This is a genomic window from Mesorhizobium opportunistum WSM2075 (assembly GCF_000176035.2).
GTDB lineage: Bacteria > Pseudomonadota > Alphaproteobacteria > Rhizobiales > Rhizobiaceae > Mesorhizobium > Mesorhizobium opportunistum.
The window spans coordinates 3,254,375-3,278,329 of record NC_015675.1; the positions used below are offsets into that span (position 1 = coordinate 3,254,375).

Here is a 23,955-nt window from a genome sequence, read left to right on the forward strand (position 1 = left end):
TGACGGGGAGAAAGTAGCTACTTCGGCGGTCGCTGAAAACGCAGATACCAGGGTCGCTCACTGCTCAGCCCGACGGCGGGGCGGATGGTCTTGATGGCGACCTCGGGCACGATGAAGATGTCGCCGATAGTGATGACGTCGCCCTTCCTGGCGCCGGAGAAGATCGCCGAGGTGCAGTTCATGACGCCGTCCGGCAGGCTGACGCCCGAGATGAAGTCGGGCAGCCAGCGGCGCCCTGCGGCGTCGGTCAGCATCAGCTTGCAGCCCAGCCACTGCTTCTGCAGGTCGGTGTCGCCGATGGTTACGGAGAAGGTGGCGATGACGGCGAAGGCATGGTCGGGCAAGCGGCCGGCCTTGCCGCCGCGCAGGTCGGCCAGCCGCCAGTCGCTGCCGCCGAACGGCACAGATTGGCCGAAGTCGACATCCCTGGCGACGAGATCCTCGCCGCGCAGCCATGCGCGCACGCTGTCGTAGCTGGTCTCTGCCAGCGTCAGCGGCAGCAGGATGGCAAGTGCCGCCAGGCTGAGCCGGCGCCATTTTTTCTCGGCCTGCGCATTGGTGGTGGCTGGCTCCTCATTGGTGGAAACGGCGGTCATGTTCCACCTTGCTGCGCGTCCAGATCAAATTCCGGTACGATGTCGGCCGGCTGACCGTCTGCCCCGGTCTGTACGGCGTCGAGACTGATACGGGCCTGGGCGTCGAGCGGACCGAACCGACGCGAGGCGATCAGCAGCCTGGCGCCGCGGATCTGGTCGGATGGCACTTCGAAGACGAACAGGCCGCGTTTTTCGAGGCCCGGATCGACACCATGCGGCGGCATGTCCTGGCGATAGCCGAGCCGCTCCGTCTGGTGGTAGCGCAGCCCGGTCGGGCCTTGCCAGGTGCCGTCGGCGATCGCGGTGGAGGAGCCGGTGGCGGCGAGGTTTGTCGTCACCACCGCCCACAGGCCGCCGGTCGTCAAAAGCTTCTCCTGGCCGAACTGGTTGGTCTTGAGCTTGCGGGCAAAGACGATCTTGTCCAGGCGGACATCGAAGCTGCGTGCCCGCACCGTGTCGTGCATGGCGCCATCGACCGGGATCGGCGCGGTGAGGTCGGCATAATGCGGCTTGGAGACCTGCATGCCATAGCTCAGCGCGACTGTGGCGGCGAGAATCACGAGATTGCCGAGGACGCGGATTCTCATGATCCGCTCCCCGGCGTCTCGGTCGCCGGCACATCGGCGACCGGCAAGGTGACGGTGCCGAGACGGTAGGGATTGTACCAGCCGGGCGTGCCGTAGAGATTGTCGCGCGGCTTGAAGATCTCGGCGGTAATGCCGAAGGCGAGCGTTGGTGGGACGGCCGCATCGCCGGCCAGCGGCCAGACATAGGCCATGCGCTCGGTCATGCCGGGGTGCAGTTCCGGCGTCAGCGTCGCATCGCGGGTTAGCGCGATCATCGGCTGACCGCCGGGCAGGTCGATCCCGTCCGGCTTGAAGACGTCGAAATAGGCCTTGTCGGATTGGGCGGTGCGGTTGGTCATGTCGGCTTCCAGCACCAGCGCCTTCTGGCCGGGCTTCAAGGGCACGCCATAAACCTTGGCATGGCTGACATAGGCGTGCACCGGCCGCACGCGCCAGCGCCCGGCATCGATGGGGGTGTCCGGTGGCAGTTGCGGCGGTGCGTGGGCGGGCAGGGCGCCGAAGGCTCCCATCAGGCCGGCGACGAACAGGGCGGCAATGGTTCCCGCGCCGGCCGTTATCCAGGTCTGAAGTCTTGAACGGGCAGTCTTGAACATTCCAAACTATGCACGTCGAACGAAGAGCCACCCGCAGGCAATGTAGAAAGAAAAAACGGCTGATGGAACCCGCAAATGGCTGGTCCAGGCGTGCCTGCCTCAGGCTGCTTCGAGCGCCCACAGACGGTGTGCGTAGCGGCGGAAGAAGCGCGCCACGAGCCGCTGCTGCCTAGCCCGGACCAGATCGGGCAGGCGACGCTCCTGGCGCCAGCGCGGCATGTTGCGCCAGCAGGCGATGAAATGGGCGGTGTCCTCGATGGCTTCTTGCGCCGTCAGCGCCGGGCCTATCGCGGCCAGGAACAAGAGCTCCGACTGTTTCAGGTCGTCGATAACGGCCTTGCGCCTGAGATGATCCTGTCGGGCGTGCGCGATGCCGTTGCGGCGGATCGCCTCGAAGGCCTGGAGCAAGGCAGGACTGTCGCCGGTGTAGCCGCAGGCGCGGGCGAAATCGGCGTCATCCATCATAGCTCCCGGATCTGTGGCAGGCGACTCGCATCTGCAAGTTTATATAAGCATAACTCAAAAATATGGAGAAGGGAAACTTTTGGGAAAGTCTTGAAAGTGCGACTCGACTCTCCGTGCAAAACGCAGGAATATAAGAACAAATCACGAACAAAAGACGAGGAGGGGCGATGGCATTGCCGGGCAGGGAAGCAGTAATGGCGCAGGTCGCTTCGATCTCCGTCGAATGCACCGATTGCGGCCGAAACAGGTGGTGGCGGGTCGATCAGCTGAAGCGGTTCGGGGTGAATGGCAACACGCCGCTGGCTGTGCTTTCGGGTCGCATCGTGTGTTCCGCCTGTCGCGCCGACGGGCTGCCGGGTACGGCGGTGTCGATCCAGGCCGCGTTCATCGACGAGCGCCAGCGTGTCCGCAGCGAAGCGCAAATGCTGAGCGACCGCGAGGTGCCGCTGGAGGGGACGAGGCGGGCTTGATGGAGGGGCGCTGGTTCTTCTCCCGCAAGGGGAGAAGGAAGAACCGCCCCGCCTAATACCCCAGCAATTCCTTGAGCGGTATAACCCGCCATACGTGTTTGATGGCGTAGCGGTTGAAGGTCAGTGTCTTCGGCGGATTGTACTGTTCGACCACCAGTTCGCCCGCCGTGCGCTTGACCAGCTTCTTGATGAAGGCCTTGCCGTTGCGCTCGTTCTCTTCCGGGAAGGTCTCGATCACCACATGGTCGCCGGGGACGGCATCGCGGCCGCCGCAATAGAGCATTTCGCCGGGCTCGTAGCGCGGCACCATGGAATCCGAAAGCACGTGTAGTGCAAACACTTTTCGCAGATGCGCGATACCGGGCGGGCGCTGGACGTAGCCGGCAACCTCGCCGTTGAAGGTGAAGTCGCCATCGTCGCCGCCTACGGCCGCGCCCAGAAGCTCGATGTCCATCGGTCCGGCGGGCAGGGGCCCGGCATCGGTTACGATCTCGGCGTCGGCCACCGGACCGGCATCGTCGAGGAAGACGACCTGCCCTTGGCCGAGCGCGACTGGGTCGACGCGCAGGAAGGCGGCGGTCTTCAACAGGTTCTCGGTCTTGGGCAGATTGCGGCCGGTTTCCCAATTGCCGACGGCGGCGACATCGGTGTCGTTGTGCTCGGCGATGTGGCGCATGACAAGGCCGCGTTGCTTGCGCGCCTGGCGGATCGCCGCCCCGACCTTGATCGACAGTTCCGTTTTTGCCATGGCACCCATGTGAGCGATGAAAGCTGCTCTCGTCTATGAAAGAATGGCTTGCATCAATTTTCGAGTTATGCTTATATCAGGTCATGCAAAACCTGTCCAGCTTCGATGGCGCGGTAGCGCCGGCCTCTTGCGAGGCGCTTCCGGCGGCTGAAGTCGCCAGCCATTCCCTTCCGCTCCGGCCGTCCTCCTCCCCGGCCGGAGTGAAGCCCGAGGCCCCGTGCTTGATTGCACCAGCCTCGGGTCCGGTCCGCCCGTCAGCGGCGACCGGAACGGCCGGAGTCGCCGCTCCCCTCGGCTCCGGCCCCCAATTCGACGCATGTGTCCTGCCCGGGCGATCCTGCATCCGCACGCAGGACGGCACCGTCATCCTGCTGGAGCCCGCAACGGGCAGGGCGGTGTCCGCCTCCGATAGAAAGACGGCCGAGGCGCGGCTTGCGCGCCTCGCCGGGCAATCGATCCGCTTCGGCTGATCGCCGGCGAGAAGCCGGCGTTCGCATCGAACACCCTGACCGCGGCCCAGACCGGGCTGGAACCCTGACGCCTGGCCGACGGCGCGCTTTCAAGCGTGGCCGAAGGCGGATCTTTGGATGGAGCCTGGAAATGGCAAGCTATACAGACGCCGAACTGCAGGAGATCGCCCGCTGGCTGAAGGAGGGGCTTTCGGCCTCGAGGATCGCCGCCGCGTTCAGTGCGCTGCGCGGCAGCCCGGTTTCGCGCAATGCCATCATCGGCATCGTCCACCGCAACGCCATGCTGGGTGCGGTCGGCTTTGCCAACCGCGGGGGACCGCCGGCCAGCGTCAAGCGGGTTGCGGTGAAGAGCAGGCGACAAGGCCGAACGCGGGAAAAGAGTAGGGCAACCGGCAAGGTTGCCGTGGAAAAATTGCCCGACGCACAAATGGCCGGGGGCGGCGCCGCTCGCAAAATCCAGACCAGGCCTGATCCTTCGCCGGCCTGGCTCCCGACGCGTCGGTTGGTGCGCGAGGTGGGTATGCTGATCGCCGATGGCGAGGCCTATCGCCTGGAGGTGCCAGCGCCGCAGCGCGTACCCATCGGCCGTCAGCCGCATGGCGTGGCGATGCGGTTCATCGACTGCCTGTTTTCCCGCTGCCGCGCACCGCTGGACATGGCGCTGGAGGAAGACCCCGAGAAGGATGCACCAGGCGGGCGGCCGGGCGCCGACATGCTGTGCTGCGGCATGGGCACCAAGGCGCTGAAAAGCTATTGCAGCTATCACCAAGCGCGATTCCAGCGGCGGGTTTGCGGGGTAACGCCCGGATGACCGAAGGGACGCGAACGCAAATCGTGCAGGTGTCCGCCAGCCGGCGGATTTGAGGATTTCAAATGAAACAAGCCCGACACGAACGAACTCTCGCCGCCCTATTTCGGCATCTGCCGTCCCTGCTTGGGCAGGCGGCTTTGCGCTGTCCGGGCCTCCAGCGTCATCGCTGGACCGTTGTCTCCAACCAAAATGCCGGCGACACGGGCAAAGCCTGTGAACACTTTTATCGCATCGGATTCCGATATCTGCGCGGCGATAGCCGCGCTGCAGGCGTTGAGCGCGCTGCGATAGACGTGGCCGCGCCGCTCGATCGGCCAGCGTTGCAGGAAATCGGCGGCGTCGGCCACGTTGTCGATCTCCTCGACATGGCCGTCCAGGCATACTTTAAGCGGCACTCCGGTTTTCATCGTACCCACGGCGTTCACCTTCGGTCGTGCAGTGCGCGCGGCTTTCAAGCCGACGCTCATAAACGCGCGACACCAGCAGGCGGTTGCATGGCGGTCGGACCTGCCTCACGGGCGGGCGGCGGCGTCCAGCCAGTCATGCGCACGGCTTCTGCGCCTGGCCACCAATATGCCCTGCTGCCCGGCGGCGCGGATGAATGCTTCGAAGGCGGTGCGCGGGCAGCAACTGCCCTCGACCGCCAGCCGCACCAGCCGTGCGGCGTCGAGATAGCCGGGCGAGGTTTTGTCGGGCCATTGCTGCCGAAGCGCCGTCGCGGCATCGGCCACCGAGCCGACCAACATGGTCTTGTTGTCGCAGAAGCGCAGCGTACATGAAGGCCGTCATCGGCAATTCTCTCCTTGGAATCGACGCGAAACAACGTGCGGGCTGGAGGCTGGTTCCATCAACCGTGACCATGAGCGCGGCGCGGAGGCGGGCATGAGCGAACGGCCGTTCACGCCGCTCCCCGTCTCCGATTTCGTCGGCGACACGATGTCCTTCTCCACCGCGCGAACCGGTGGCGAGGCGTGGGGCGCAAGCGCTCGCGAAGCCGGCGGGATGATCATCCCGCCAGCCTCTTCAACCACCCCAAGAACCCCAAGGAGCCAACCAATGCCCAAAAAAGCCAAAGCCGCCAAACCGCAGGTGCCGAAACTGCCGAAGGGCGAGGCCGAGCAGGTGCGCATCCGCCGTGAGGTCGGCCATGATTTCGCGCTAAGGGATGACGCCTTCGGCCGCAAGCGGCTGAACGCCGGAACGCAGGAGGCACGGCGCGTCTACGAGGTGTCGAATGACGGTTTCACCTCCACCGGCGGCATCGTACGGGTGCGCAATGTCGATCCGCTCACGGGCATCACCTCGCTGTCGCGCCAGCAGCGTGAGGCCGGCCAGCGCTACCGCGAGGATTTCCAGTGCAGCCAGCAGGCGAGCGTCAAGCCCATGCGCTGGACCGAACGCGTCGACGGCGGTCGCCAGGGCGGCGGCATTGCCGACAGCGTGCTGGACGCCGGCCGCGCCAACGCCGCCGCCACAAGGGCGCTCGGCCACTGGGAGGTCGCCGCCGTGGTGCAAAAGGTCTGCTGTGCCGGCGGGTCGATCAAGAGCCTGGCCGAACAGACCGACGAGGGCCGGGACGTTGTGACCAAGCTCTTGAAGGTGGGGCTGGATCTGCTGGCGGTGCACTACGGGATGATGATGGGGCGGTGAGCGTGCGATAACGGCGCAAACACCCGACCGGCAGATGCCGGCCGGGTCAGTTTCAGAAGGTCAGGTCAGCCGCAGACGCGGATTTCCTCAACGATCCTGTGGTGGTGGCGCCAGTGTCTGACCACTTCGATGTGGCAACGGTGGTGCCTGTAGGAATAACCCCGGTGGTGCCGATAAAAATAACCCGGCCTGTAGCCGTTGTCGTAGTCGTCGTCGTAGGGGCTATAGACGTAGCGACTGCCATAACCGCCATAGCCATCGTAATAATCGTTGCCGTAATAATCGTTATAGCCGCCGCCGATGCCGATAAAAACGTGACTGCGCGCATCCGCCGGGGCGATCATCGCCGCCGCCGAAGCAATGGCGATAACCGAGACGAGTAGGAGCTTCTTCATGGCTACCTCCTTTTCAAGGTTGGCCTAATATAAACTCCCGAGATGCAGCCTCGTTCCGAAAATTCGCCAGCTGTGACGAACCAGGCGTTCACCGGAGCGACCGATGCAATGGGGCGGTGAGGGGGGCGGCTCAGAAACGTGTCTTGGCTACCGAGCCCAATCCGCGTCGATTTCGGTTGGCTTTGGCAGCCGAGATCGACGCAGCACGACGAGGCCGACTGCGAAGGTTATGATGTGGATCAAGAGGCCAACATGCCCCCCAAGGTTTGGCTGCCTCCATATTCCCATGCGCGTAACGCTCGACCACAGGGAGAAGGAAAGAGCGCTCTTCCACTTCCCTAAAACAGCGCCTTCTCCAGTGGTCCTTCCAGCGTTTTTGCAAAGGCTGTCGCCAGATGGTGCCGGTCGCGGAAGGCGAGTTTGCCGTTGATGAAGACGTGGCATTCGGTGGCGCCGCAGAAGCGGTCGGTCAGGTCGACATAGAGCGTGCCGGGCACGCTTTTCACCACGGCGCGCTCGGCCGCCGCCACCCCGTCATTGGCGGCCTCGGCCCTTGGCGTGTCGCAGCGCGAGGGTGCCTCGCGCCACCACAGGGCGCGGGCCACGCAGGAGTCGGCGAAGCTGTCGCTGATCGGCGTGTCGCGGATGACGGCCGTCTCGACGCCGGCCTGGCTGAAGGCCTGCAAGGTGGAGCGCAGGCCGGCCTGCCAGCGCGCGGTCTCGGCTTCGCGGCTGGCGTCGGGCATGTCGCGGGTCAGATTGCCGATCGAGAATTCCGAGATCACCACCAGGCGCGGCTTGCGGCGGATGATTTCTCCAATCGCCTGTTCGCGCCAGGCGTCGCATTCGGTGTAGTAGCGCTTCAGCACGGCGTTGAAGGTCGAAAGCCGCGAGGCGCGGCACGAGGATTTGAGGTAGGTGACCACTTTGGTGTCGTTGCGTTTGGCCGCCTCGACCAGCGGCGTCGACCAGTGGTCGGCATGCGAATCGCCGAACAGCACGACAGTGTGGGCGGCGTCGGCCGGGCCAAACGCACAGGGTTTCGGCTTCACCGTGTTGAAATCGAGCAGGCAGCTCTTGTCGAGCGCGCGCGCCGTGGAGGGCTGCTCGGCCGCCTGCTCGATGCCGCGCTGCGCGGGGTCGATGTTGCGGGTGGCCAGATGCGCGTTGGCATAGGCAACCGCCATGCCGGCACCCGTTAGCGCCAGCGCGGGAGCCAATGCCCGGGCGCCCGCCGTCAGCCAGCCGAAACGCCGTCCCGGGTTCTCGATCAGGTGGTAGCTGAACACCGACAGTGCCAGCGCCAGGGCGCCGCAGCCGAGGCGCTGCGGCGCGCTGAGATCCGGCACCAGCATTTGCGCATAGACGATCACCGGCCAGTGCCAGAGATAGAGCGAATAGGAGAGCGCACCGATCCATTGCAGCGGCGGCAGCGACAGTGCGGCGGCGGGCGCCCGCCAGCCTGTCAGTTCCTGTTCGCCAGCACCGCTCAGCAGCACCAGCACCGTGCCGGCAACCGGCAACAGAGCGTACCAGCCGGGGAAGGGCAGGTCTTCGCTTAGGCAAAGGTAGGCCGCCGCGATCAGCGCCAGGCCGAGCCAGCCCTGCGCGGCCCGCAGTTGCGGCCGGCACAAGGCCGTCGGCGCCAGCGTTGCCAGGCCGCCCGCGGCGAACTCCCAGGCGCGCAGCGGCGAGAAATAGAAGGCCCAGGCCGGCGAGAGCCTGGTCAGCCACAGGCAGGCGGCGAAAGAGGCGAGGCCGGCCACGCCGATCACCGCCACGGCGGTTCGCCGGCCTGGGCGCAGCCAGGCGGCGAGCAGAAGCAGCGTCGGCCAGACGAGGTAGAATTGTTCCTCCACCGACAGCGACCAGAAGTGGATGAAGGGGTTGCTCAAGGCATCGGCGGCGAAATAGTCGAATGACCAGCGCAGTAGCCACAGATTGATTGCGTAGGCGCTGGCATACATGGCGCCGCGCGAATAGAGCGCCTGTTCCTGCGGCGCCAGGATGAAGTAGCCGACAGCCAGCGTGACCAGGATGACGAACAGGGCGGCGGGCAGGAGGCGCCGGGCGCGGCGGGCATAGAAGCGCCAGAGGTCGAGCCTGCCGGTCTCCGTAATCTCCTGCATCAGATGCGTGGTGATCAGCCAGCCGGAAATGACGAAGAAGATGTCGACGCCGGCGAAGCCGCCGGGCAGCGCCGTAACGCCGAAATGATAGGCAACGACGCCGCCGACGGCGAGCGCGCGCAACCCTTGTATGTCTGGCCGGAACGATGCCGACACGAGGCCTCCTCCGTGCAAGCCCAGCCCATTGCCATTGTCGGCCGGACCGGCTGCTATCGCAATGCAACAAATTTTTCGCAGCGCAACATGGCCAAAAAGGGGAGGCGCCGGAAATGGATCGGATGGCCTGCCGGCGAGCGCGCGGCGAAGGGGCAAGGCTCATCGACGCCTGTGACTAGGCTGCCACATTGTCCCGGAACCGGTTCGCCCGGGTCAGCTTCGTGTCGGCGCGGGCGGAATCTCGCTCGCCGTCCTGGCACTGCGCGCGGCATAGAGACCCGCGCCCGCCGCCACGACGACAAGCGCGGCGAAGACGGCCAGTTTCCCAGGCGTCGCGCCTTCCGGGCCGAAGGCGACGAAGTACATGGTGCGGCCGGGAATGAAGGTCAAAAGCCCGGTGATGGCGAGGCCGATGATGTAAGTGCCCTGCATGATGCGGCGGTGCGCGGCAATGTTGCCGCCTCGCGCGGCGCGCACGCCGCGCCATAGCATCACCAGCACGAACAGAGACAGAAGGTGGATCGGGCTGAACGGACCCCACAGCCGGATCGTCCAGATGAACAGGCCGGAGATGGCGACTGTTGCCATAAGTGCCATCCAGACGCGGCCGAGTGCCCGGTGCAGCCGGTCGCCCTTGGTGCGCCAGAGCTGCATGGCGCCGAGCAGCAACGCGGCGACGGCGATCAGCGCATGGAGCTGGATGACGGGCGATGCGTGGAGCAAAGGGGTGAGCGACATCGGTGTTCTCCGCGAGATGCGGATTATGGCCGACGCGGTGCCGGAGGGGCAAGCCGCGGCAAGGCGTGACCGGGACCGCTCGACATTCCGGCTGTCAGAGGAACAGGAACAGCCCTGCGAACGGGGCTGTTCCTGCTCGATAGGCTGCGTTACTTGCTGCCGCCATTCAGCTTCACGCTGCTGCAGAATTCCGGATGGGTGTTGGTGGGGTTGGCGTTCTTGGCCTCGTCGGCGCAGGCCGTCATCATCGCGGTCTGGTCTTCCGGCGTCAGGGCCTTCCAGGCTTTGACGAAGTCGTCGTTGCTGCGCAGCGTCTTCATGCTGGAGTCAGTATAGAAGGGCTGCATCTTGGCCGGGTCGTCGAGAGCGGACGTGCCTGTGTTGCCTGCGGCAAGAGCCGAGCCAGCGACCATCGAGAGCGTCATGGCGCCAAAACAGATCATCTTGATGTTCATGGTAGGATCCTTCCCTGTTGCCTTACGACCGTATAAGCAACGGTCAGGTTCGGAACGGGGTCAGGATAGGGAAAGTTCCGATGACATGCCGGAAGCGGTGGGGATTTATCGAAATATATTTTGGAAACCTTTCGACGGTTTTTTCGTTCGCTTGCAAGTGACCCTGCGTGGCACTAGCGCGCGGGATGTTGTCGCCTGACAGCCGCCATTCCAGCTCTAGTATTCTTCGCCCTTCGGCTGCGGTTGGGCCAGCGTGCGCGCGGCATCGGCTCCCGCCGCCAGGATGCGGTCCGACAATTCCGTTCCTTCCACCGCGCGGGCCAATTGAAGGGCGCCGATGAGCGCGGCGAAGACGCCCAGCGCCGCGCCTTCCGGATCACGGATGCCCGGTGGCAGGTCCTTTGCCAACTGGCGAACCAGGGTCAGCAGCCTTTCGGTGTAGAAAGCGCGTGTCTCGGGCGGCTGACGCGCGATCTCCGGTAATAGCGCGGCGGAAGCACAGCCGGTCTGCGGATGATCGCGGTGCTCGGGCGACAGATACAACGCCAGGGCCAGTTCCAGGCCACCAGAGGCAAGCACCTCCTGTAATTGCTGCGACTGAGCCTCCAGGGCCGAGGCCACGCTCTCGCGCACGAGGTCGGCCTTGGACTGGAAGTGCGGATAAAAGGCGCCGTTCGTCATCCCGGCGTCGCTCATGATGCTGGCCAAGCCGGAGGCGGCGATGCCGTCGCCTCGGAAGCGGTGGGAAGCGACCTCCATGATCCGGCTGCGTGATGCATCCTTCCGGCCCTTGTCATAGCGCATGATGTCTCCTTCTCGTCTTCCTATTGCATTATGAGCATAATGTGATATTACGATCATAATTCAATCGCCGATCGCAGGCAAGACCTCTTACGTTTGGAGCCTTTAGAATGAACCGGAATTCGGGAAAGACCGCTGTTGTGACCGGCGCCTCCTCAGGCATTGGCCGTGCCAGCGCCGAGATTTTGGCACGCGCTGGCTTCACTGTCTTCGGCACCAGCCGCAAGGCGTCCAGCCAGAGTTCGAACGGGATATCGATGCTGGTTTGCGACGTGACCGACGACGCGTCTGTCGCGTCCCTGGTCTCAACTGTCCTCGGCAAGACCGGCCGGATAGACCTCTTGGTCAACAATGCCGGTGTCGGGCTGCTGGGAGGCGCGGAAGAATCCTCGGTCGCACAGTCGCAGGCCCTGTTCGACGTCAACCTGTTCGGCGTCATGCGCATGACCCACGCGGTGCTGCCGTCGATGCGCCGGCTGGGCGAAGGGCGCATCATCAATATCGGCTCGATCCTGGGACTGGTCCCGGCACCGTATTCGGCCCATTATTCAGCCGTCAAGCACGCGCTCGAAGGCTATTCGGAATCGCTCGACCACGAGGTACGCGCCTTCAACATACGCGTTTCGGTCATCGAACCGGCATTCGTGCGCACCGTGTTCGACCAGAACGGATTCGAGCCCGATTCCGTCCTGCAGGACTATGATGAGGCGCGCGCAGGGCTCGAGGCATTGCTTCGCGACGTGATGCCCAAGGCGGATCCCCCGGACATCGTGGCGAAGGTGGTTCTGCGGGCCGCGACCGACAGGCATCCGCGGCGGCGCTACACCGCCGGCCAGGCAGCGCGACAGGTCAGCATGCTGCGCCGGTTCGCGCCGGCCGCGATGTTCGACAAAATCTTGCGCAAGCAATTTCGCCTGCCTGCCTGAACGAAGCGAGTGACTTAACGCATGTGCGACACGCAAGCCCGGTCTGTTTCGCGCCGGCCATCGAAATCATTTTAGAAAGAAAACATGATGAAAGCCTTTGTTGTCGACAAGTATCAAAAGAAGGGTGCCCTGCGGCTCGCCGAAATGCCGGAGCCCGCGTTGCGGGACAATGATGTCCTGGTCGAAATTCACGCCGCCGGTATAAACCTTCTCGATTCCAAGCTCCGGGATGGTGAGTTCAAGCTGATTTTGCCCTATCGCCCGCCCTTCATCCTGGGCCATGACGTGGCCGGGATCGTCGTTCGGGTCGGATCGAAAGTCCGCAAATTCAAGCCCGGTGACGAGATCTATGCCCGGCCGCGCGACAGCCGGACCGGCGCATTCGCCGAATTTATCGCGATGGATGAAGCCGACGTGGCGCTGAAGCCTAAAAACCTCAGCATGGAAGAAGCCGCCTCGATTCCGCTCGTGGGCCTGACCGCCTGGCAGGTTCTGGTCGAAACAGCCGGGCTGAAGAAAGGCCAGAAAGTGTTTATCCAGGCCGGTTCCGGTGGCGTGGGAACCTTCGCCATCCAGCTTGCAAAGCATCTCGGTGCGATCGTCGCGACGACAGCGAGCGCGGCGAGTACCGATCTGGTGAAAGGCCTCGGAGCCGATATCGTCATCGACTACAAGAAAGACGATTTCGAGAACGTCCTGCAAGGCTACGACGTCGTCCTGAACAGCCAGGATGCCAAGACGCTCGAAAAATCCCTGCATGTGCTGAAGCCGGGCGGCAAACTCATCTCCATTTCCGGTCCGCCGGATCCCGGATTTGCCAGCAAGCAGGGGTTGAACATGGTCCTGAAGCTGGTCCTGCGCTTGCTGAGCCGCGGCATACGCAGCAAGGCCAGGCGCGCTGGTGTCGGGTATTCGTTCCTGTTCATGTGGGCGCAGGGCGATCAGCTGGGCAAGATCACGTCGCTCATCGAATCCGGCATCATACGGCCCGTCATGGACCGGACTTTTCCGTTCGAGAACACCAACGAGGCATTGGCCTACGTCGAAACCGGGCGTGCCAAGGGCAAGGTCGTCGTCAAGATCAGATAAAGAGAGCGTTCGGCGAACCGCTCTGCCTCCTTGTCTTTGCGCAGTTGCGGGCACGAAAGCGTTGCTTCAGCCGGCCGGCGCGGTCTCGATCTCCTGGAGATAAAACGTCTTGCTCGGCTGCAGATGGTCGACGCAGAGCTGCGCCAGCACCCAATTGTCCCGGCGCTTCATCGCCTCGATCATCATCCAGTGGTGTTTTCGCGAGATGTCCAGCTTTTCCCTGTCGGCCAGCGAATTGGCTCGCACCGGCAGGCTGAGGCGCATGTAGTGCTCGATCGAGGAGACGAGATAGGCGTTGCCGCAGGCCGAGAACATGGTGAGGTGGAAGCGGTCATTGGCCTCGTGGATGCCGCGCAGATAGCCGTTATCGATATGGCCGCCATAGATCTCATGGATCTCCATCAGCTCCGCGATCAGCGCATCGCTGGCCGGCAAGCGGATCATCAGCGCGGCCTGGCGCTGCAGCATTTCGCGCACCTCGTAGATCTGTCGCACCTCGTCGGGTGAAAGCCTGCGCACCATGGCGCCCTTGTTGCGCTCACGCGTGACGATGCCGAGTTTTTCCAGCTGGTAAAGCGCCTGGCGGATGGTGTGGCGAGACACAGGGAAACGGGCGAGCAGCACGTCCTCGACCAGCCGCTCACCCGGCGCCAGCCGGCCGAAGATGATGTCCTCCTCCAGCGCATGCACTGTATCGGCTTCCTTGCCGCCATAGTCGAAGGCGTTGAGCATCGCGAACCCTTGTGTTCTCATTGGCCAGCAATGCTACTCTAGCGCTCACGCACAAGGCTTACCACAAGCTGGTCGACGCCTGGGTCATCGAGGCTGACCATTCTGGACATCTGCAGCGCCTGCCTCAGGCTGATCCTGCCAACCTGCTGGCGCATGATGACCGGCACGCAGACCGGCCCCGCCGCAGTCAGAATGAAGGCGTTGCCGACCAGGACCGGTTCAGAGAAGGGCGCCCACTGAACGGCCACGATCGACGGTTCGCCGGTCTGGCGGCGGTTGATGCCGGCGAAATAGATCCAGTTCAGGCGCGAGATCGCCACGCCATAGTGCCAGCCCGGCGCCTGCGCTCCGCCCTGGCGATGGCCTTCGGCCCACCGGGTCACGCGCCTGAAGGTCACCAGTTCGGCCTCGCGCCGCACGAAGGTGACCGACCGCATCAGAAGGTCGGGACGGTCGGGAACCGAAAAATAGGTGAAGTAGGTGCCGCCTGCGATGGCGGGAGAAGGGCCTTGCACCATGTTCTCGTAGAGCTTCTGGTGGAGCGGCGGCAGGGCAGGATGTCCGGGCGTTGCAACGTCCGGCGCCCGGTACAGTTCATCCTCCTCGATGCGGAAATAGTCGCAGATCAGTCGCGCCGTGGCCCGGTTGGGCACGCTCTTGCCTTGCAGGTAGCGCTCGAACTGCGAGCGGTTCATGTTCAATCCGCGGCATACAGCGCTCACCGACGCATGGCCGCTGACCAAGCGTCTGAGATTTGCGGCAAGATTCTTGCGGATTGGCACGACACCGCCCCGACAGACGTCCGAACCATTATTCAGAAGTTGCTTATATTTCCTCAATCTCGCACAAGATCGTGCTGCCGCGAATGGGGACCTTCGACCAATACCGCACGACGGGCAGGCCAATACGAAAAGGCCCGCCACCGACGCGACTCGTGGCGGGCCTTCTGGAGTAGACCGGGCTCGCCTTCGCCCGGCTGTCTTTAAAGAACCGCGCAGCGGAACGATCGTTCCATCAGAAGCCTGCTACCTCGCGGAAACGGGTTTTCTACAGCCGGCCAGTGCCAGTCTTCGATCGCCAAGTCTTCGATTCAGTGCGGGCATACCGAGATCGGACAGGCGACCGCGGTGACGGCCGACAGCCTGTCGCGCTTCACCAGAAGCGGCTTCTGGTAGGTCTTTTTCATTTGAATCCCCCATGCCCCGATACGCCTGACGTAAGCCCCTGCGTCCGGTTGTTGTCAAGTCGCCCCTAAAATAAAGAGACGCCCGCCAGGCGAGGCCTGGCGGGGTGTTGATTGGAGGAGTGACGGATCGAATGGGAGACGATCCGCCTGGAAAACGCAAAGGCCGGAGAAAGGTTCCAGCGGCAGGGCATCTCGGCGTGAAATTCGATACCTTGTCGCGATCCGGGCCGCGTGCGCACAGCAGCCGCAAAGCCGGTGGTCGTGGCCGTGATCTCGTTCTCGTCGGTCTGCTTGCCGCGTCTTGGCCTAGTTCCTGTCCGCCGGCTTCGAGCGCATCCTCGACACCGTCTCGCGCTCGGCGCGCTTGGAGCGCAGCGGCGGTAGGCCGCGGTCGATCAGGTCCATGTCCTCCAGCACCATGTCGCCCATGCGCTTGAAGGCGATGTCGAGCGCGCCGGCGCGGTGGGCGGAGCGCAGGAAGCCGGGGATGGCGCGGACGGGATGGTCCTGCGCCAGTGGTTCCTCGGGGAAGACATCGCTGGCGGCGACGATGTGGCCGCTCTTGACCGCCGCCATCAGCGCGGGGAAGTCGACCACGCCAGCGCGGCTGAGCAGGATGAAGGCGGCGCCCTTGCGCATGCTGGCGAAGGCCTGGCTGCCCAGAAAGCCCTGGTTCTCGGAGGTCACCGAGGCGACGACGAAGACGAAGTCGCTCTGCGACAGTACGTCGTCGAGCGAGGCCGGCTCGACGCCGTTGTCGATCAGGATCGACGGCGGCAGCCAGGGATCGAACACTTTGGTGCGGGTACGAAAACCCGACAGCAGGCGGTTCAACGCGCGGCCGAGATCGCCGAAGCCGATGATGCCGACATCGGCGCCTGAAAGCAGCCGCGCCGTCAGGTTGCCGTCGCCGCCCCATAGCTCCTTGCCCTGCCGGAAGGCGAGGTCGGCATCGACGATGTTGCGGGCAAGGTTGAGCGCCATGGCAAGGCCAAGCTCGGCCACCGGCTCGGCAAAGACGAGACCGGTGGTGACGACATGGATGCCGCGGGCAAACAGCGTCTCGTAGGGCATGTTGTTGATGAGGTTGGTCTCGACATTGAAGACGCAGCGCAGCGCCTTCATGGCGTCCAGCGTCTCGGGCGAGATCGGCGGCTGGCCGATTATGTAGCGAGCCCCGGCCAAAACATCGGCCGGCAGTTTGGCGACACCGTCGGCGGTCGTCTCGACGACGCGGTAGTTCGCCTTGAGACGTGCCAACTGCGGCGGCGTGAAGATCAGCTCGAGCGTGCGTGGTTCCGGCGCGCTGATGACCAGCGGCAAATCTTTGTTCGGCATGACGATTCCTCCCGACGCGATCCTCATCGCGTTTCTCGGCGAGCAAAATACCGCCAGTGAAACGATTTACAACTGCGAAAAATCGATTTATTTATTTCGAAAGCAGGTAAATGCGGGGCCTGGAGGACGATAATGGTGTACAGGCAGGCCCAGCAGCGGCGTCCGTCGATCCACGACGTGGCAAGCCGCGCCGGTGTGTCCGCGGCCACCGTTTCCAAGGTCATGGCCGGCGTCACCACGGTGAAGCCGGAAAATGCGCAGCGTGTCTTCGATGCCGTCGAGCAACTGGGCTACCGCGTCGATCCGCTGGCCTCCGACATGCGCCGGGCCAAGCGCCGCATCATCGGCGCCATCATGCCTGAATTCGAAAGCGAATTCTTCGGCCAGATGGTCACCCAACTGGAAAGCCTGGCAGAGCAGCGCGGCTACACGCTGGTGGCGGCGTCGAGCCGCGAATCCGAGGCGCGCGAAACAGAAATTCTCGCCCGCATGCATGACTGGCGGGTCGCCGGCGTCGTGCTGGCGCCGGTGCGCAACGAGCATGGCCCGGCGGCCGCGTTCATGAAGGCCAACGGCATGACCGGCGTGCTGATCGACCGTGTGCTCTCCGACGACGCCTTCGATACGGTCTCCGCCGATAGTGCCGCGGCCAGTGCCGAGGTGGCGCGCGACCTTCTCGGCAAGGGTCATCGTCACATACTGGTGGTCGGCCTCGGCGAACAGGCGGCGACGGTGCGCGCGCGCCTCGATGGCTTTCGCGCCACGGCGCTCAAACTGGCGCCGGATGTGCGCATCGATGTCGTGCTCGCCGAAACGGATGTCGAACCGCTGCGGGCACAATTGCGCGACTATTTTGCAAAAGGCGAACGCCCGACAGCCGTCTATTCGCTGTTCCTGAAGGGCACGCTGGTTGCGCTGTCCGAATTCCGCCGGCGTGGCTGGCATTGCCCCAACGACATTTCGCTGATCGGCTTCGACGACGCCGAATGGATGCAGGTGACATGGCCGGCCATCGCCGCCGTCGTGCAGCCGGTGCGCCAGATCGCCGGCCATGCGATGGATGCGCTGTTCGCCAGGATTGAAGGCAAGGAGGGGCCGCCGACGGCGCGGCTCGAGCCTTGCCGGGTCTTGATGCGGGAATCCGTTGGCTCGCCAGGTAACGTCCCGCATTCCGGGGAAGGCTGAGATGAACATTTTTGGACTGCACACATTTGCCATTGCGCCGGTCTGGGATCTGGACCTGATCGAGCCGCAGATGGAGCGGCTGAAGGGGCTCGGCATCGGCCTTTTGGAAATCCCGCTGCTGCGCCCTGAAGAGATCGACACTCTGCGCACGCGCGCTTTCGCCGAGCGTTGGAATGTCGAGCTTATTCCGTCGCTTGGCCTGCCGGCTTCACTCGACGTGGTTGCACGGCCGGACGAGGCGCTGGCCTTCCTCGAGCCGGCCTTCGCGGTCTGCGAAGCAGTGGGCAGTGGAGCACTTGGCGGCGTCACCTATGGCACGATCGGCAAGACGTCCGGACGCGCGCCGACCGAAGAAAAGATCGACGGCATGTGCCGGTTCCTGGTCCGCGCGGCCAGGGCCGCCAGGGAGCATGGGCTGAAGCTCGGCATCGAGCCCTGCAACCGCTACGAGACGCATCTGATCAACCGCGGCATCGACGCGGCGCAGATTATCGAGCGCGTCGGCGCCGACAACATCTTCATCCATCTCGACACCTATCACATGCATATCGAGGAGGAGAGTTTCGAGGCCGGCTTCCGGGCGGCGGCGCCGTATCTCGGCTATGTCCATGTCTCGGAAGCCAATCGCGGCGTGCCGGGGCGCGGCATGCTCAATTGGGCGGCCTGCATGAAGGCCATATCGGACATTGGCTATAGCGGCGCCATCACACTCGAAAGCATGAACCATGTCGATGTCGACATTGCCGGCGGGCTCGCCGTGTGGCGGCCGGTGGCGGAAAATCCCGACGATGTGATTGGTGTAGGGCTGCCATTCCTGCGCGAGGAAGCGAGGAAGGCGGGACTGCAGCTGGGGTGAGGTCATCGATCGAAGCTGTGAGTCTATCCTGACACGATTGACACGACGTGGCGAAGCGGTTCTTCTGGCGCGGTGTTCAACGCGGAGGGCATTATCGGATGAAGAAATACGAGAAGCCAAGCTGGCAGAAACGTGAACGGCTTTCGGCCGTCATAGCCCAGTCAACCCTGTCTCCAGGTTCGAAGCCGCCGTCCTGAGCGGCTTGGCGCATTGGCTTTTCGAAATGCGAGGCGCGATCGGTCGATCGCGCCTTTTGCTTTTGGTGATGACGTGACGCATCCTGAGACACCAAGGGCTTCCTTTTTCCGCAGGGACGGGAGAAGGAAAGACGCCTCGCTGCCTTCCACGGCGAGACAGGAATCCCTCACGCCATGCCGGGCTGCCGCCGTGATCCCAGATGGCGCACCTTGCGGCCGATGATCATCAGCTGGCGCGCGGTGTTGTTGCGCAGGCGCCGGACGCGCCATTCCAGCCCGGTTTCGGTGGTGATCCGCTTGGCGTAAAAGCTGACACGCATGCCTTTCTCATCTGAAGCCCCCTTGACCGGGTCGTCATAGAAAGCGTCGATCTTGTCAGCCGCCATGCCTGGTGTTTCCAGCCAGCGCGGAATGTGGACCGAATGGAGCTGATCGACATCGACCATGACCCGCCCGATGCCGACGCCCGGCGTCGGGCATGTCGTCCAGAACGCATCGCCGATGAAGACGACCCCGTCGCGGCGGTGGCCTTGCGTCGTGCTCAGATTGATCTGCCTGACTTCGACGGGGCTTGCCACCTCGAAGTTGCCGCACTGCGCCGATATTTCGGGCATCAGTTCGCACAGCATCTTCTGCGGATCGGCGCGAAAATCCCTCGTCCATTGTTCGGCGACGGTGCGATAGACGAACATGTTCGCCCGCATCTTGTTGCCGATCGGAAAGATGGTGAGATAGGCGACACGGTCCTCGGCGCGCCTGCCGTAGCAGGTGATGGCCTGATAGGCGCAATCACGCGGCGAGATGGCGAGGTCGAATCCCATCGAGAGCGAATGCGCCTTCGATTCCTCGATGCGTTCCACGCCGATGGCGCGCCGCACCGCTTCGCTGTAGCCGGTGGCCACCACCAGCAGGCGGGCATTGATGACGGAGCGGTCGGCCAGCACAAGCCGCTGCCGGTCCGGTCCGGTCGAGACCTCGGTTACCTTACCAACCGTCAATGGCACTTGCGGCGGCAAGGCGTCACGCAGGCCGTTGATCAGCGAGCCATAGGAAAATGCGTATTCCCACTTCTTTTCACGTGCGAAGAATTGGCCGAGCCGGAAGACATAAAGATCGGAAAACGGGGTGACGAGCGGCATGACGGTCTTGTCGAGGCCGAGCTTCTCGAACAGCTGCATCTGATCCGCGCCGATCTTCTCGGCCCGGAACTCGTCGTGATGAACGCGGTGCGGGTCGATCAGCGCCACCTTGCGTCCGGCTTTTCCCAACAGCATTGCCAGGCTGGTGCCGGCCATTCCGGCGCCTACGATCGCCACGTCGACTTCGGCCGCGTCAGCCTCAGCGATCGTCATTTCACTGCCCTTTCCGCTGGTCATCTTTCGTATCCACAATCTGTGGTGGAAATATCTTGCCGAGCCAAATCAACCTCAAGCAACCAGCGGAGTGGCTGGTAGTAACAATGTTCAGGTCAATGACGGCCGCCTCCTTGTTTCCAGCGCGGCGCGATCGCCGAGCCATCGATGAATTCCAGGCCGCCCGCCTCGTTGAGCGTGTGCAACTTGCGGCCACTCCATAGCGCTCCAGGGGTTAAGATCGTCTCGACAACCTGCTCCATGCCGTTCAAATCGAGGTGAGCGACGCGTGCGATGCCAAGGGCCGCGCCATAACTCCTGCGGCAGTCCTGCACGGGGCGCAGCAGGTCGTTGCCGCGTTTGACCATGCGGCCCGCCGGCCGCGCCGAGGCGATATCGATCAGCACCGGGTTCTTGGGGTGCGATGTCCACGGCCCGCGAAAGTCGGGCGCCGACCATAGATGCAGCGCGTCGGAGAAGGCGCCGCCGCCATCGCGGACGGTGGCGAACAGCCACCAGCGCCCGCCATGCTCGACCAGGGTGGCGTCGCTGGCCACGATGTCCGACAGCAGTGTCGCTTCCTTGACCCATCCGCCCGGGAAGGCGGTGGCGCGGTAGAGATCGACCGTGCGGTTGGCGCAGCTTTCCGGCACCATCCAGACCTCGCCGTCGCGCTCGAAGACGAAGGGGTAGGAGAGGTGGTAGGGCAGGTCGAGCACGGGCTCCGGTCGGCCGACCGGGCCTGACGGGCCGAACGGCACGGCGGAGATGATGGCCTTGCCGAGACGATGGATATAGTCCTCGACGAACAGGGTTACCTTTCCCTGGTACAGGATCGGGAACGGATCGGCGTAGAAGCGGCTGCCGTCGTCGGGCAACACTTGCCAGCCGGTTGCCGGATGCGCGCGCAGGTCGAACAGATCCCGCCCGCCGGTCTCGCGCCAGCCGACCTTCCAGTGCGGGGCGTTGTAGCAGAGGTGGTAGATTTTCTGGACGATGCGCCGCGCCAGCGCCTTGCCCGCCCTGACGCCGAGCTTGGCGGTAGAGGGTATTTGCGGTGGGACACCAGCCTGCGCTGGCTCGGGCAGGACAGGCAAGGCGGCCCGCGCCGCCCCCGTTATTGCTGCCAGGATCAGGCTTGCCGTGCGCGCCAGCATGTCCTGGAATGAAGCAAGCGCAATGCCGCCATATTCGGTGCCGAGGCGTCCTTCGGCGATAGTGGTGTCATTCTCCTCGATGCGGGCAGTCGGCGTGCGGCCGTCGAGGATCAGCGCCAGTAGCGCGGCTTCGCCGGCAACGCTATCATAGGTGACGCGCCAGACCCGTGTTCCTTCCAGCTGCACGTCACCACAAAGGTCGATCACCAGGTCCGGTGACGCGGAGGGCTGCGTCGCCTGGTAGGGCGCGAGCGCCGAAAGCGGCAAGCGTTTGGCCAGCCCGTTGGCGGGCAGGCCATGAATGGCCGTCTCAAGCTGAAACAGCGCCGCGGCGCTGCCTGGAATGCCGCCTTCGGCTGGCCTGACGTCGACGGAAACCTGCGCCAGCGCCGTCAGGCGCTGCAGCAGGTTCAGGTGAGAGGCACGCAGGCCCTCGCTGTCCAGGCGCAGGCTCACCTGCATGTCGCACCCCTAGCATTCTGACGTTCGGTATCTGGCTGATCGAAAATTGGGCATGAGAAATTGCCGGACGGGCGGGGTCGGGTGAAAATCTGCCCCATTTCCATTCGCTTCCCGCTCGCCCGCGCCGTGTCAACACACCCGTGCCTTTACTACGCAAACTTCGTGCCAAAAATCTTAAGACTTCCCAATATAATTAACAGTGTTTTAACAGTTGGAGGAATAGCTAGAACCACGCCGCAATTTGATCTTTGCAGGCAGATGGAGTGTTGTCGGAGCGACCCTTGCAATCATCCCTGCTCTCGATGCCGCAACAACACGCTCCCGAGGTGATGCAATATGCTCCGGAGGCAGTTCCGGCGGCGTCTTATGCACCCTCGACCGTCGAACTCGGTGACGTGAAGCGCATATTGGTGCGCCGCCGTTTCCTTATCCTGGCGACCGCCGCGCTGCTCACCCTCGTGACACTGCTCTATGGGTTGTTCACGCCAGCGCTCTATAGCTCGGTGGCGGAAATCATCATCGATCCGCAAGACCTGCAGGTGGTCAACAACGACGTCAATCCGAGCCGTGTTCCCCCTGACGGCGGCATCACGATCGTGGAAAGCCAGGTCAGCGTCGTCCAATCGACGGGCGTGTTGCTCAGGGCCATCCAGGCGACCAACCTGACCGAGGATCCCGAATTTAACGGGCAGGGCGGGTTACTGAGCCGTTTGCTCGGCGGCTTGCTAGGTTCAGGATCGGCCGAAACCGACAAGACGGGGAAGACGCTCGATGCGCTGCGCCGGGTGCTGGCGGTGAAGCGGGCCGACAAAGTGCTGGTCCTCGACGTGATCGTCACGGCCAAGAGCGCCGACAAGGCGGCAAAGCTCGCCAATGCCATCGCGCAGGCCTACCTGGCCGATCAGGCCGCCGCGCGCGCGAAGATGGCCACGGATGCTTCCGATTCCATCGGCGCCCGGCTGGAAGAACAGCGCAAGCGGGTCCAGCAGGCCGAGAACGCCGTCGAGGCTTACAAGTCCGCCAACAACATGGTGATGGCGGCGGGCAATCTGGTCAGCGACCAGGAACTGACCGAGATCAACACGCAGCTTTCGGCGGCGCAGAGCCGCACCGCGACTCTGAAGGCGCAGGTCGACCAGCTGCGCAGGTCCGGCGGTGCGCCGGAGGCAACCTCCGAGGCGATGCGTTCCTCGGTGATTTCGAGCCTGCGGGCGCAGGAGGCAACGCTTGTTGACCAGGTTTCGCAGCTCGGCACGGAACTCGGGCCACGCCACCCTTCGATGATCGCGGCGCAGCAGCAGCTGCGCGACACGCGCGCGCTCATCGCGCGTGAACTCGGCCGCATCAGCGCCGCCGCCGAGACCGACTACGAGCGGGCGCTGGCCAACCAGCAGGCGCTCGAAGCCAAGGTCGCCGGCATGAAGAGCAAGTCGCTCGATACCGACCAGGCCTCGGTCAAGCTGCGCGAATTGCAGCGCGATCTCGAGGCGCTGCGCTCCGTCTACGCCACCTATCTGCAGCGGGCGCAGGAAACGCGCGAGCAGGTCAATGTCGACAGCACCAATGCGCGCATCATCTCCAAGGCTATGCCCGCCCTGAAGAAGAGCTGGCCGCCTCTCGCTCTGTTGCTTGTCGGCGCGATCTTCGGCGGCCTGGGGCTGGGCACCGGCCTGGCGCTGATCGCGGAATATGCCTCGCCGACGGTGCTTTCCAGCAATCAGATGCAATCGGCCATCGAAGCCCCCGTGCTGGGCGTGCTGCCGGCAAAGTCGGGCGGTCGCCGCTGGTGGCCTTTCGGTGGTGCGGCCGCACCGGCCAGCCAGAAGATGGATGCGGTCGCGGGGCTGGCGCTCCGGCGCATGTTCTCTTCCGGCCGGCGTCCGCCGAACTGGCCGCTGGTGCCGTCCATCCTGGTGACGTCGCCGCCCGAGGACGCCGCGCAGCGCGGCAGGGTGGCGCGCCTGCTCGCCAATGCAGCGGCCGCCCGGGGCAGCCGCGTCCTGTTCATCGACGTCAATGCCGGCAGCCACCAGAAGGACCCGCAGCCCGGCCTGCTCGACGTGCTGCGCGGCGAATACGCCTTCGAGGCGCTGAGCCAGTACAGGCCCGGCAGCAATGTCGCGGTGTTGGGCAGGGGTCGGCCGACCGCGGTCTTCCAGGAGGCGCAGGGCGTCTATTTCGCGCAGCACATGCTGGCCCAGGCGAGCCGCAGCTTCGATCTCGTCGTCATCGATGGCGGCGCGCTGGCCGACAATCTCAACGCCTCGCCGCTGGTGTCCATGGTCGACGAGATCCTGCTCGTCGCCACGCTGAATTCGACACCGATGCGCGATGTCACGGCAGCCACGCAGGCCATTTCCGTCATGGGGCGGCTGCCGACAGGCGCGATGCTGGTCGACGAGGCGGCCTGA

25 protein-coding genes are annotated in these 23,955 nt (G+C 64.2%); 8 read left to right on the forward strand and 17 right to left on the reverse strand.

Going from position 1 to position 23,955, the window contains the following annotated elements:
- Positions 1 to 17: 17 nt before the first annotated feature.
- The 4 genes from MESOP_RS15625 to MESOP_RS15640 form a co-directional block, all read right to left on the reverse strand.
- A complete protein-coding gene (locus MESOP_RS15625; protein WP_013894285.1) occupies positions 18 to 596 on the reverse strand; it encodes a hypothetical protein in 579 nt (192 codons plus the stop codon).
- Positions 593 to 1,183: a hypothetical protein gene (locus MESOP_RS15630; RefSeq protein WP_013894286.1), complete on the reverse strand. Its 591-nt coding sequence runs from the start codon at positions 1,181 to 1,183 to the stop codon at positions 593 to 595. Before MESOP_RS15630 ends, MESOP_RS15625 begins: the two co-directional genes overlap by 4 nt.
- Positions 1,180 to 1,776 carry a hypothetical protein gene (locus tag MESOP_RS15635; RefSeq protein WP_013894287.1) on the reverse strand — a complete coding sequence of 199 codons (597 nt, stop codon included), beginning with the start codon at positions 1,774 to 1,776 and terminating at the stop codon, positions 1,180 to 1,182. The genes MESOP_RS15630 and MESOP_RS15635 overlap by 4 nt, the downstream gene beginning before the upstream one ends.
- A gap of 99 nt (positions 1,777 to 1,875) precedes the next feature.
- Positions 1,876 to 2,238 (reverse strand): hypothetical protein, encoded by a 363-nt coding sequence (locus MESOP_RS15640; protein WP_013894288.1) that lies wholly within the window; start codon positions 2,236 to 2,238, stop codon positions 1,876 to 1,878.
- 170 nt (positions 2,239 to 2,408) lie between these two features.
- Between MESOP_RS15640 and MESOP_RS15645 the strand changes: the two genes are divergently transcribed.
- Positions 2,409 to 2,711, forward strand: coding sequence for a hypothetical protein (locus MESOP_RS15645; protein WP_013894289.1), 303 nt, complete (start codon positions 2,409 to 2,411; stop codon positions 2,709 to 2,711).
- Between the two features lie 52 nt (positions 2,712 to 2,763).
- On the opposite strand, the gene MESOP_RS15650 is transcribed toward MESOP_RS15645, so the two are convergent.
- The gene (locus MESOP_RS15650; protein WP_013894290.1) at positions 2,764 to 3,468 is read right to left on the reverse strand and encodes an XRE family transcriptional regulator; all 705 of its coding nucleotides are present in this window, start codon (positions 3,466 to 3,468) and stop codon (positions 2,764 to 2,766) included.
- Between the two features lie 591 nt (positions 3,469 to 4,059).
- Here MESOP_RS15650 and MESOP_RS15660 point away from each other — a divergent pair.
- Positions 4,060 to 4,740: a GcrA family cell cycle regulator gene (locus MESOP_RS15660; protein ID WP_013894292.1), complete on the forward strand. Its 681-nt coding sequence runs from the start codon at positions 4,060 to 4,062 to the stop codon at positions 4,738 to 4,740.
- A 98-nt stretch (positions 4,741 to 4,838) separates the two neighbouring features.
- Here MESOP_RS15660 and MESOP_RS15665 read toward each other — a convergent pair whose 3' ends face one another.
- Positions 4,839 to 5,207, reverse strand: coding sequence for a DUF982 domain-containing protein (locus tag MESOP_RS15665; protein WP_013894293.1), 369 nt, complete (start codon positions 5,205 to 5,207; stop codon positions 4,839 to 4,841).
- 45 nt (positions 5,208 to 5,252) lie between these two features.
- A complete protein-coding gene (locus MESOP_RS15670) occupies positions 5,253 to 5,486 on the reverse strand; it encodes a DUF982 domain-containing protein (protein WP_013894294.1) in 234 nt (77 codons plus the stop codon).
- A 310-nt stretch (positions 5,487 to 5,796) separates the two neighbouring features.
- Between MESOP_RS15670 and MESOP_RS15675 the strand changes: the two genes are divergently transcribed.
- A complete protein-coding gene (locus tag MESOP_RS15675; RefSeq protein ID WP_041164146.1) occupies positions 5,797 to 6,390 on the forward strand; it encodes a DUF6456 domain-containing protein in 594 nt (197 codons plus the stop codon).
- 65 nt (positions 6,391 to 6,455) lie between these two features.
- Here the strand turns inward: MESOP_RS15675 and MESOP_RS15680 are convergent, their stop codons facing one another.
- The 5 genes from MESOP_RS15680 to MESOP_RS15700 all read right to left on the reverse strand — a co-directional run bounded on the left by MESOP_RS15680 (position 6,456) and on the right by MESOP_RS15700 (position 11,067).
- The gene (locus MESOP_RS15680) at positions 6,456 to 6,785 is read right to left on the reverse strand and encodes a hypothetical protein (RefSeq protein ID WP_013894296.1); all 330 of its coding nucleotides are present in this window, start codon (positions 6,783 to 6,785) and stop codon (positions 6,456 to 6,458) included.
- 338 nt (positions 6,786 to 7,123) lie between these two features.
- Entirely contained in the window at positions 7,124 to 9,070 is a 1,947-nt protein-coding gene (locus MESOP_RS15685) for an acyltransferase family protein (protein ID WP_013894297.1), read from the reverse strand.
- 213 nt (positions 9,071 to 9,283) lie between these two features.
- A complete protein-coding gene (locus MESOP_RS15690; RefSeq protein WP_013894298.1) occupies positions 9,284 to 9,808 on the reverse strand; it encodes a DUF2306 domain-containing protein in 525 nt (174 codons plus the stop codon).
- Between the two features lie 149 nt (positions 9,809 to 9,957).
- A complete protein-coding gene (locus MESOP_RS15695; protein ID WP_013894299.1) occupies positions 9,958 to 10,263 on the reverse strand; it encodes a hypothetical protein in 306 nt (101 codons plus the stop codon).
- A 216-nt stretch (positions 10,264 to 10,479) separates the two neighbouring features.
- On the reverse strand, positions 10,480 to 11,067 hold the full coding sequence (locus tag MESOP_RS15700) for a TetR/AcrR family transcriptional regulator (protein ID WP_013894300.1): 588 nt from the start codon (positions 11,065 to 11,067) through the stop codon (positions 10,480 to 10,482).
- A gap of 107 nt (positions 11,068 to 11,174) precedes the next feature.
- On the opposite strand from MESOP_RS15700, the gene MESOP_RS15705 reads away from it, so the two are divergent.
- Positions 11,175 to 11,990 carry an oxidoreductase gene (locus tag MESOP_RS15705; protein WP_013894301.1) on the forward strand — a complete coding sequence of 272 codons (816 nt, stop codon included), beginning with the start codon at positions 11,175 to 11,177 and terminating at the stop codon, positions 11,988 to 11,990.
- Between the two features lie 87 nt (positions 11,991 to 12,077).
- Entirely contained in the window at positions 12,078 to 13,079 is a 1,002-nt protein-coding gene (locus tag MESOP_RS15710) for an NADP-dependent oxidoreductase (RefSeq protein WP_041164712.1), read from the forward strand.
- Positions 13,080 to 13,145: 66 nt separating this feature from the next.
- Here the strand turns inward: MESOP_RS15710 and MESOP_RS15715 are convergent, their stop codons facing one another.
- The 3 genes from MESOP_RS15715 to MESOP_RS15725 all read right to left on the reverse strand — a co-directional run bounded on the left by MESOP_RS15715 (position 13,146) and on the right by MESOP_RS15725 (position 16,335).
- Positions 13,146 to 13,811, reverse strand: coding sequence for a GntR family transcriptional regulator (locus tag MESOP_RS15715; RefSeq protein ID WP_013894303.1), 666 nt, complete (start codon positions 13,809 to 13,811; stop codon positions 13,146 to 13,148).
- A 38-nt stretch (positions 13,812 to 13,849) separates the two neighbouring features.
- Complete coding sequence (locus tag MESOP_RS15720) at positions 13,850 to 14,593, reverse strand: helix-turn-helix domain-containing protein (protein WP_013894304.1); 744 nt, start codon at positions 14,591 to 14,593, stop codon at positions 13,850 to 13,852.
- A gap of 710 nt (positions 14,594 to 15,303) precedes the next feature.
- On the reverse strand, positions 15,304 to 16,335 hold the full coding sequence (locus MESOP_RS15725) for a hydroxyacid dehydrogenase (protein ID WP_013894306.1): 1,032 nt from the start codon (positions 16,333 to 16,335) through the stop codon (positions 15,304 to 15,306).
- A 132-nt stretch (positions 16,336 to 16,467) separates the two neighbouring features.
- Here MESOP_RS15725 and MESOP_RS15730 point away from each other — a divergent pair, with 132 nt between their 5' ends.
- Positions 16,468 to 17,520 (forward strand): LacI family DNA-binding transcriptional regulator, encoded by a 1,053-nt coding sequence (locus tag MESOP_RS15730; protein ID WP_013894307.1) that lies wholly within the window; start codon positions 16,468 to 16,470, stop codon positions 17,518 to 17,520.
- 1 nt (position 17,521) lies between these two features.
- On the forward strand, positions 17,522 to 18,376 hold the full coding sequence (locus MESOP_RS15735) for a sugar phosphate isomerase/epimerase family protein (protein ID WP_013894308.1): 855 nt from the start codon (positions 17,522 to 17,524) through the stop codon (positions 18,374 to 18,376).
- Between the two features lie 364 nt (positions 18,377 to 18,740).
- Here the strand turns inward: MESOP_RS15735 and MESOP_RS15740 are convergent, their stop codons facing one another.
- On the reverse strand, positions 18,741 to 19,949 hold the full coding sequence (locus MESOP_RS15740) for an FAD-dependent oxidoreductase (protein WP_013894309.1): 1,209 nt from the start codon (positions 19,947 to 19,949) through the stop codon (positions 18,741 to 18,743).
- 92 nt (positions 19,950 to 20,041) lie between these two features.
- Entirely contained in the window at positions 20,042 to 21,544 is a 1,503-nt protein-coding gene (locus MESOP_RS15745) for a glucosamine inositolphosphorylceramide transferase family protein (RefSeq protein ID WP_013894310.1), read from the reverse strand.
- Positions 21,545 to 21,825: 281 nt separating this feature from the next.
- On the opposite strand from MESOP_RS15745, the gene MESOP_RS15750 reads away from it, so the two are divergent.
- A complete protein-coding gene (locus MESOP_RS15750; RefSeq protein ID WP_013894311.1) occupies positions 21,826 to 23,955 on the forward strand; it encodes a GumC family protein in 2,130 nt (709 codons plus the stop codon).

Coding starts and splice junctions, on each gene's coding strand:
- MESOP_RS15625 (WP_013894285.1), bottom strand. CDS start 596: ATGACCGCCGTTTCCACCAATGAGGAGCCAGCCACCACCAATGCGCAG.
- MESOP_RS15630 (WP_013894286.1), bottom strand. CDS start 1,183: ATGAGAATCCGCGTCCTCGGCAATCTCGTGATTCTCGCCGCCACAGTC.
- MESOP_RS15635 (WP_013894287.1), bottom strand. CDS start 1,776: ATGTTCAAGACTGCCCGTTCAAGACTTCAGACCTGGATAACGGCCGGC.
- MESOP_RS15640 (WP_013894288.1), bottom strand. CDS start 2,238: ATGGATGACGCCGATTTCGCCCGCGCCTGCGGCTACACCGGCGACAGT.
- MESOP_RS15645 (WP_013894289.1), top strand. CDS start 2,409: ATGGCATTGCCGGGCAGGGAAGCAGTAATGGCGCAGGTCGCTTCGATC.
- MESOP_RS15650 (WP_013894290.1), bottom strand. CDS start 3,468: ATGGGTGCCATGGCAAAAACGGAACTGTCGATCAAGGTCGGGGCGGCG.
- MESOP_RS15660 (WP_013894292.1), top strand. CDS start 4,060: ATGGCAAGCTATACAGACGCCGAACTGCAGGAGATCGCCCGCTGGCTG.
- MESOP_RS15665 (WP_013894293.1), bottom strand. CDS start 5,207: ATGAGCGTCGGCTTGAAAGCCGCGCGCACTGCACGACCGAAGGTGAAC.
- MESOP_RS15670 (WP_013894294.1), bottom strand. CDS start 5,486: ATGTTGGTCGGCTCGGTGGCCGATGCCGCGACGGCGCTTCGGCAGCAA.
- MESOP_RS15675 (WP_041164146.1), top strand. CDS start 5,797: ATGCCCAAAAAAGCCAAAGCCGCCAAACCGCAGGTGCCGAAACTGCCG.
- MESOP_RS15680 (WP_013894296.1), bottom strand. CDS start 6,785: ATGAAGAAGCTCCTACTCGTCTCGGTTATCGCCATTGCTTCGGCGGCG.
- MESOP_RS15690 (WP_013894298.1), bottom strand. CDS start 9,808: ATGTCGCTCACCCCTTTGCTCCACGCATCGCCCGTCATCCAGCTCCAT.
- MESOP_RS15695 (WP_013894299.1), bottom strand. CDS start 10,263: ATGAACATCAAGATGATCTGTTTTGGCGCCATGACGCTCTCGATGGTC.
- MESOP_RS15700 (WP_013894300.1), bottom strand. CDS start 11,067: ATGCGCTATGACAAGGGCCGGAAGGATGCATCACGCAGCCGGATCATG.
- MESOP_RS15705 (WP_013894301.1), top strand. CDS start 11,175: ATGAACCGGAATTCGGGAAAGACCGCTGTTGTGACCGGCGCCTCCTCA.
- MESOP_RS15710 (WP_041164712.1), top strand. CDS start 12,078: ATGAAAGCCTTTGTTGTCGACAAGTATCAAAAGAAGGGTGCCCTGCGG.
- MESOP_RS15715 (WP_013894303.1), bottom strand. CDS start 13,811: ATGCTCAACGCCTTCGACTATGGCGGCAAGGAAGCCGATACAGTGCAT.
- MESOP_RS15725 (WP_013894306.1), bottom strand. CDS start 16,335: ATGCCGAACAAAGATTTGCCGCTGGTCATCAGCGCGCCGGAACCACGC.
- MESOP_RS15730 (WP_013894307.1), top strand. CDS start 16,468: ATGGTGTACAGGCAGGCCCAGCAGCGGCGTCCGTCGATCCACGACGTG.
- MESOP_RS15735 (WP_013894308.1), top strand. CDS start 17,522: ATGAACATTTTTGGACTGCACACATTTGCCATTGCGCCGGTCTGGGAT.
- MESOP_RS15740 (WP_013894309.1), bottom strand. CDS start 19,949: ATGACCAGCGGAAAGGGCAGTGAAATGACGATCGCTGAGGCTGACGCG.
- MESOP_RS15745 (WP_013894310.1), bottom strand. CDS start 21,544: ATGCAGGTGAGCCTGCGCCTGGACAGCGAGGGCCTGCGTGCCTCTCAC.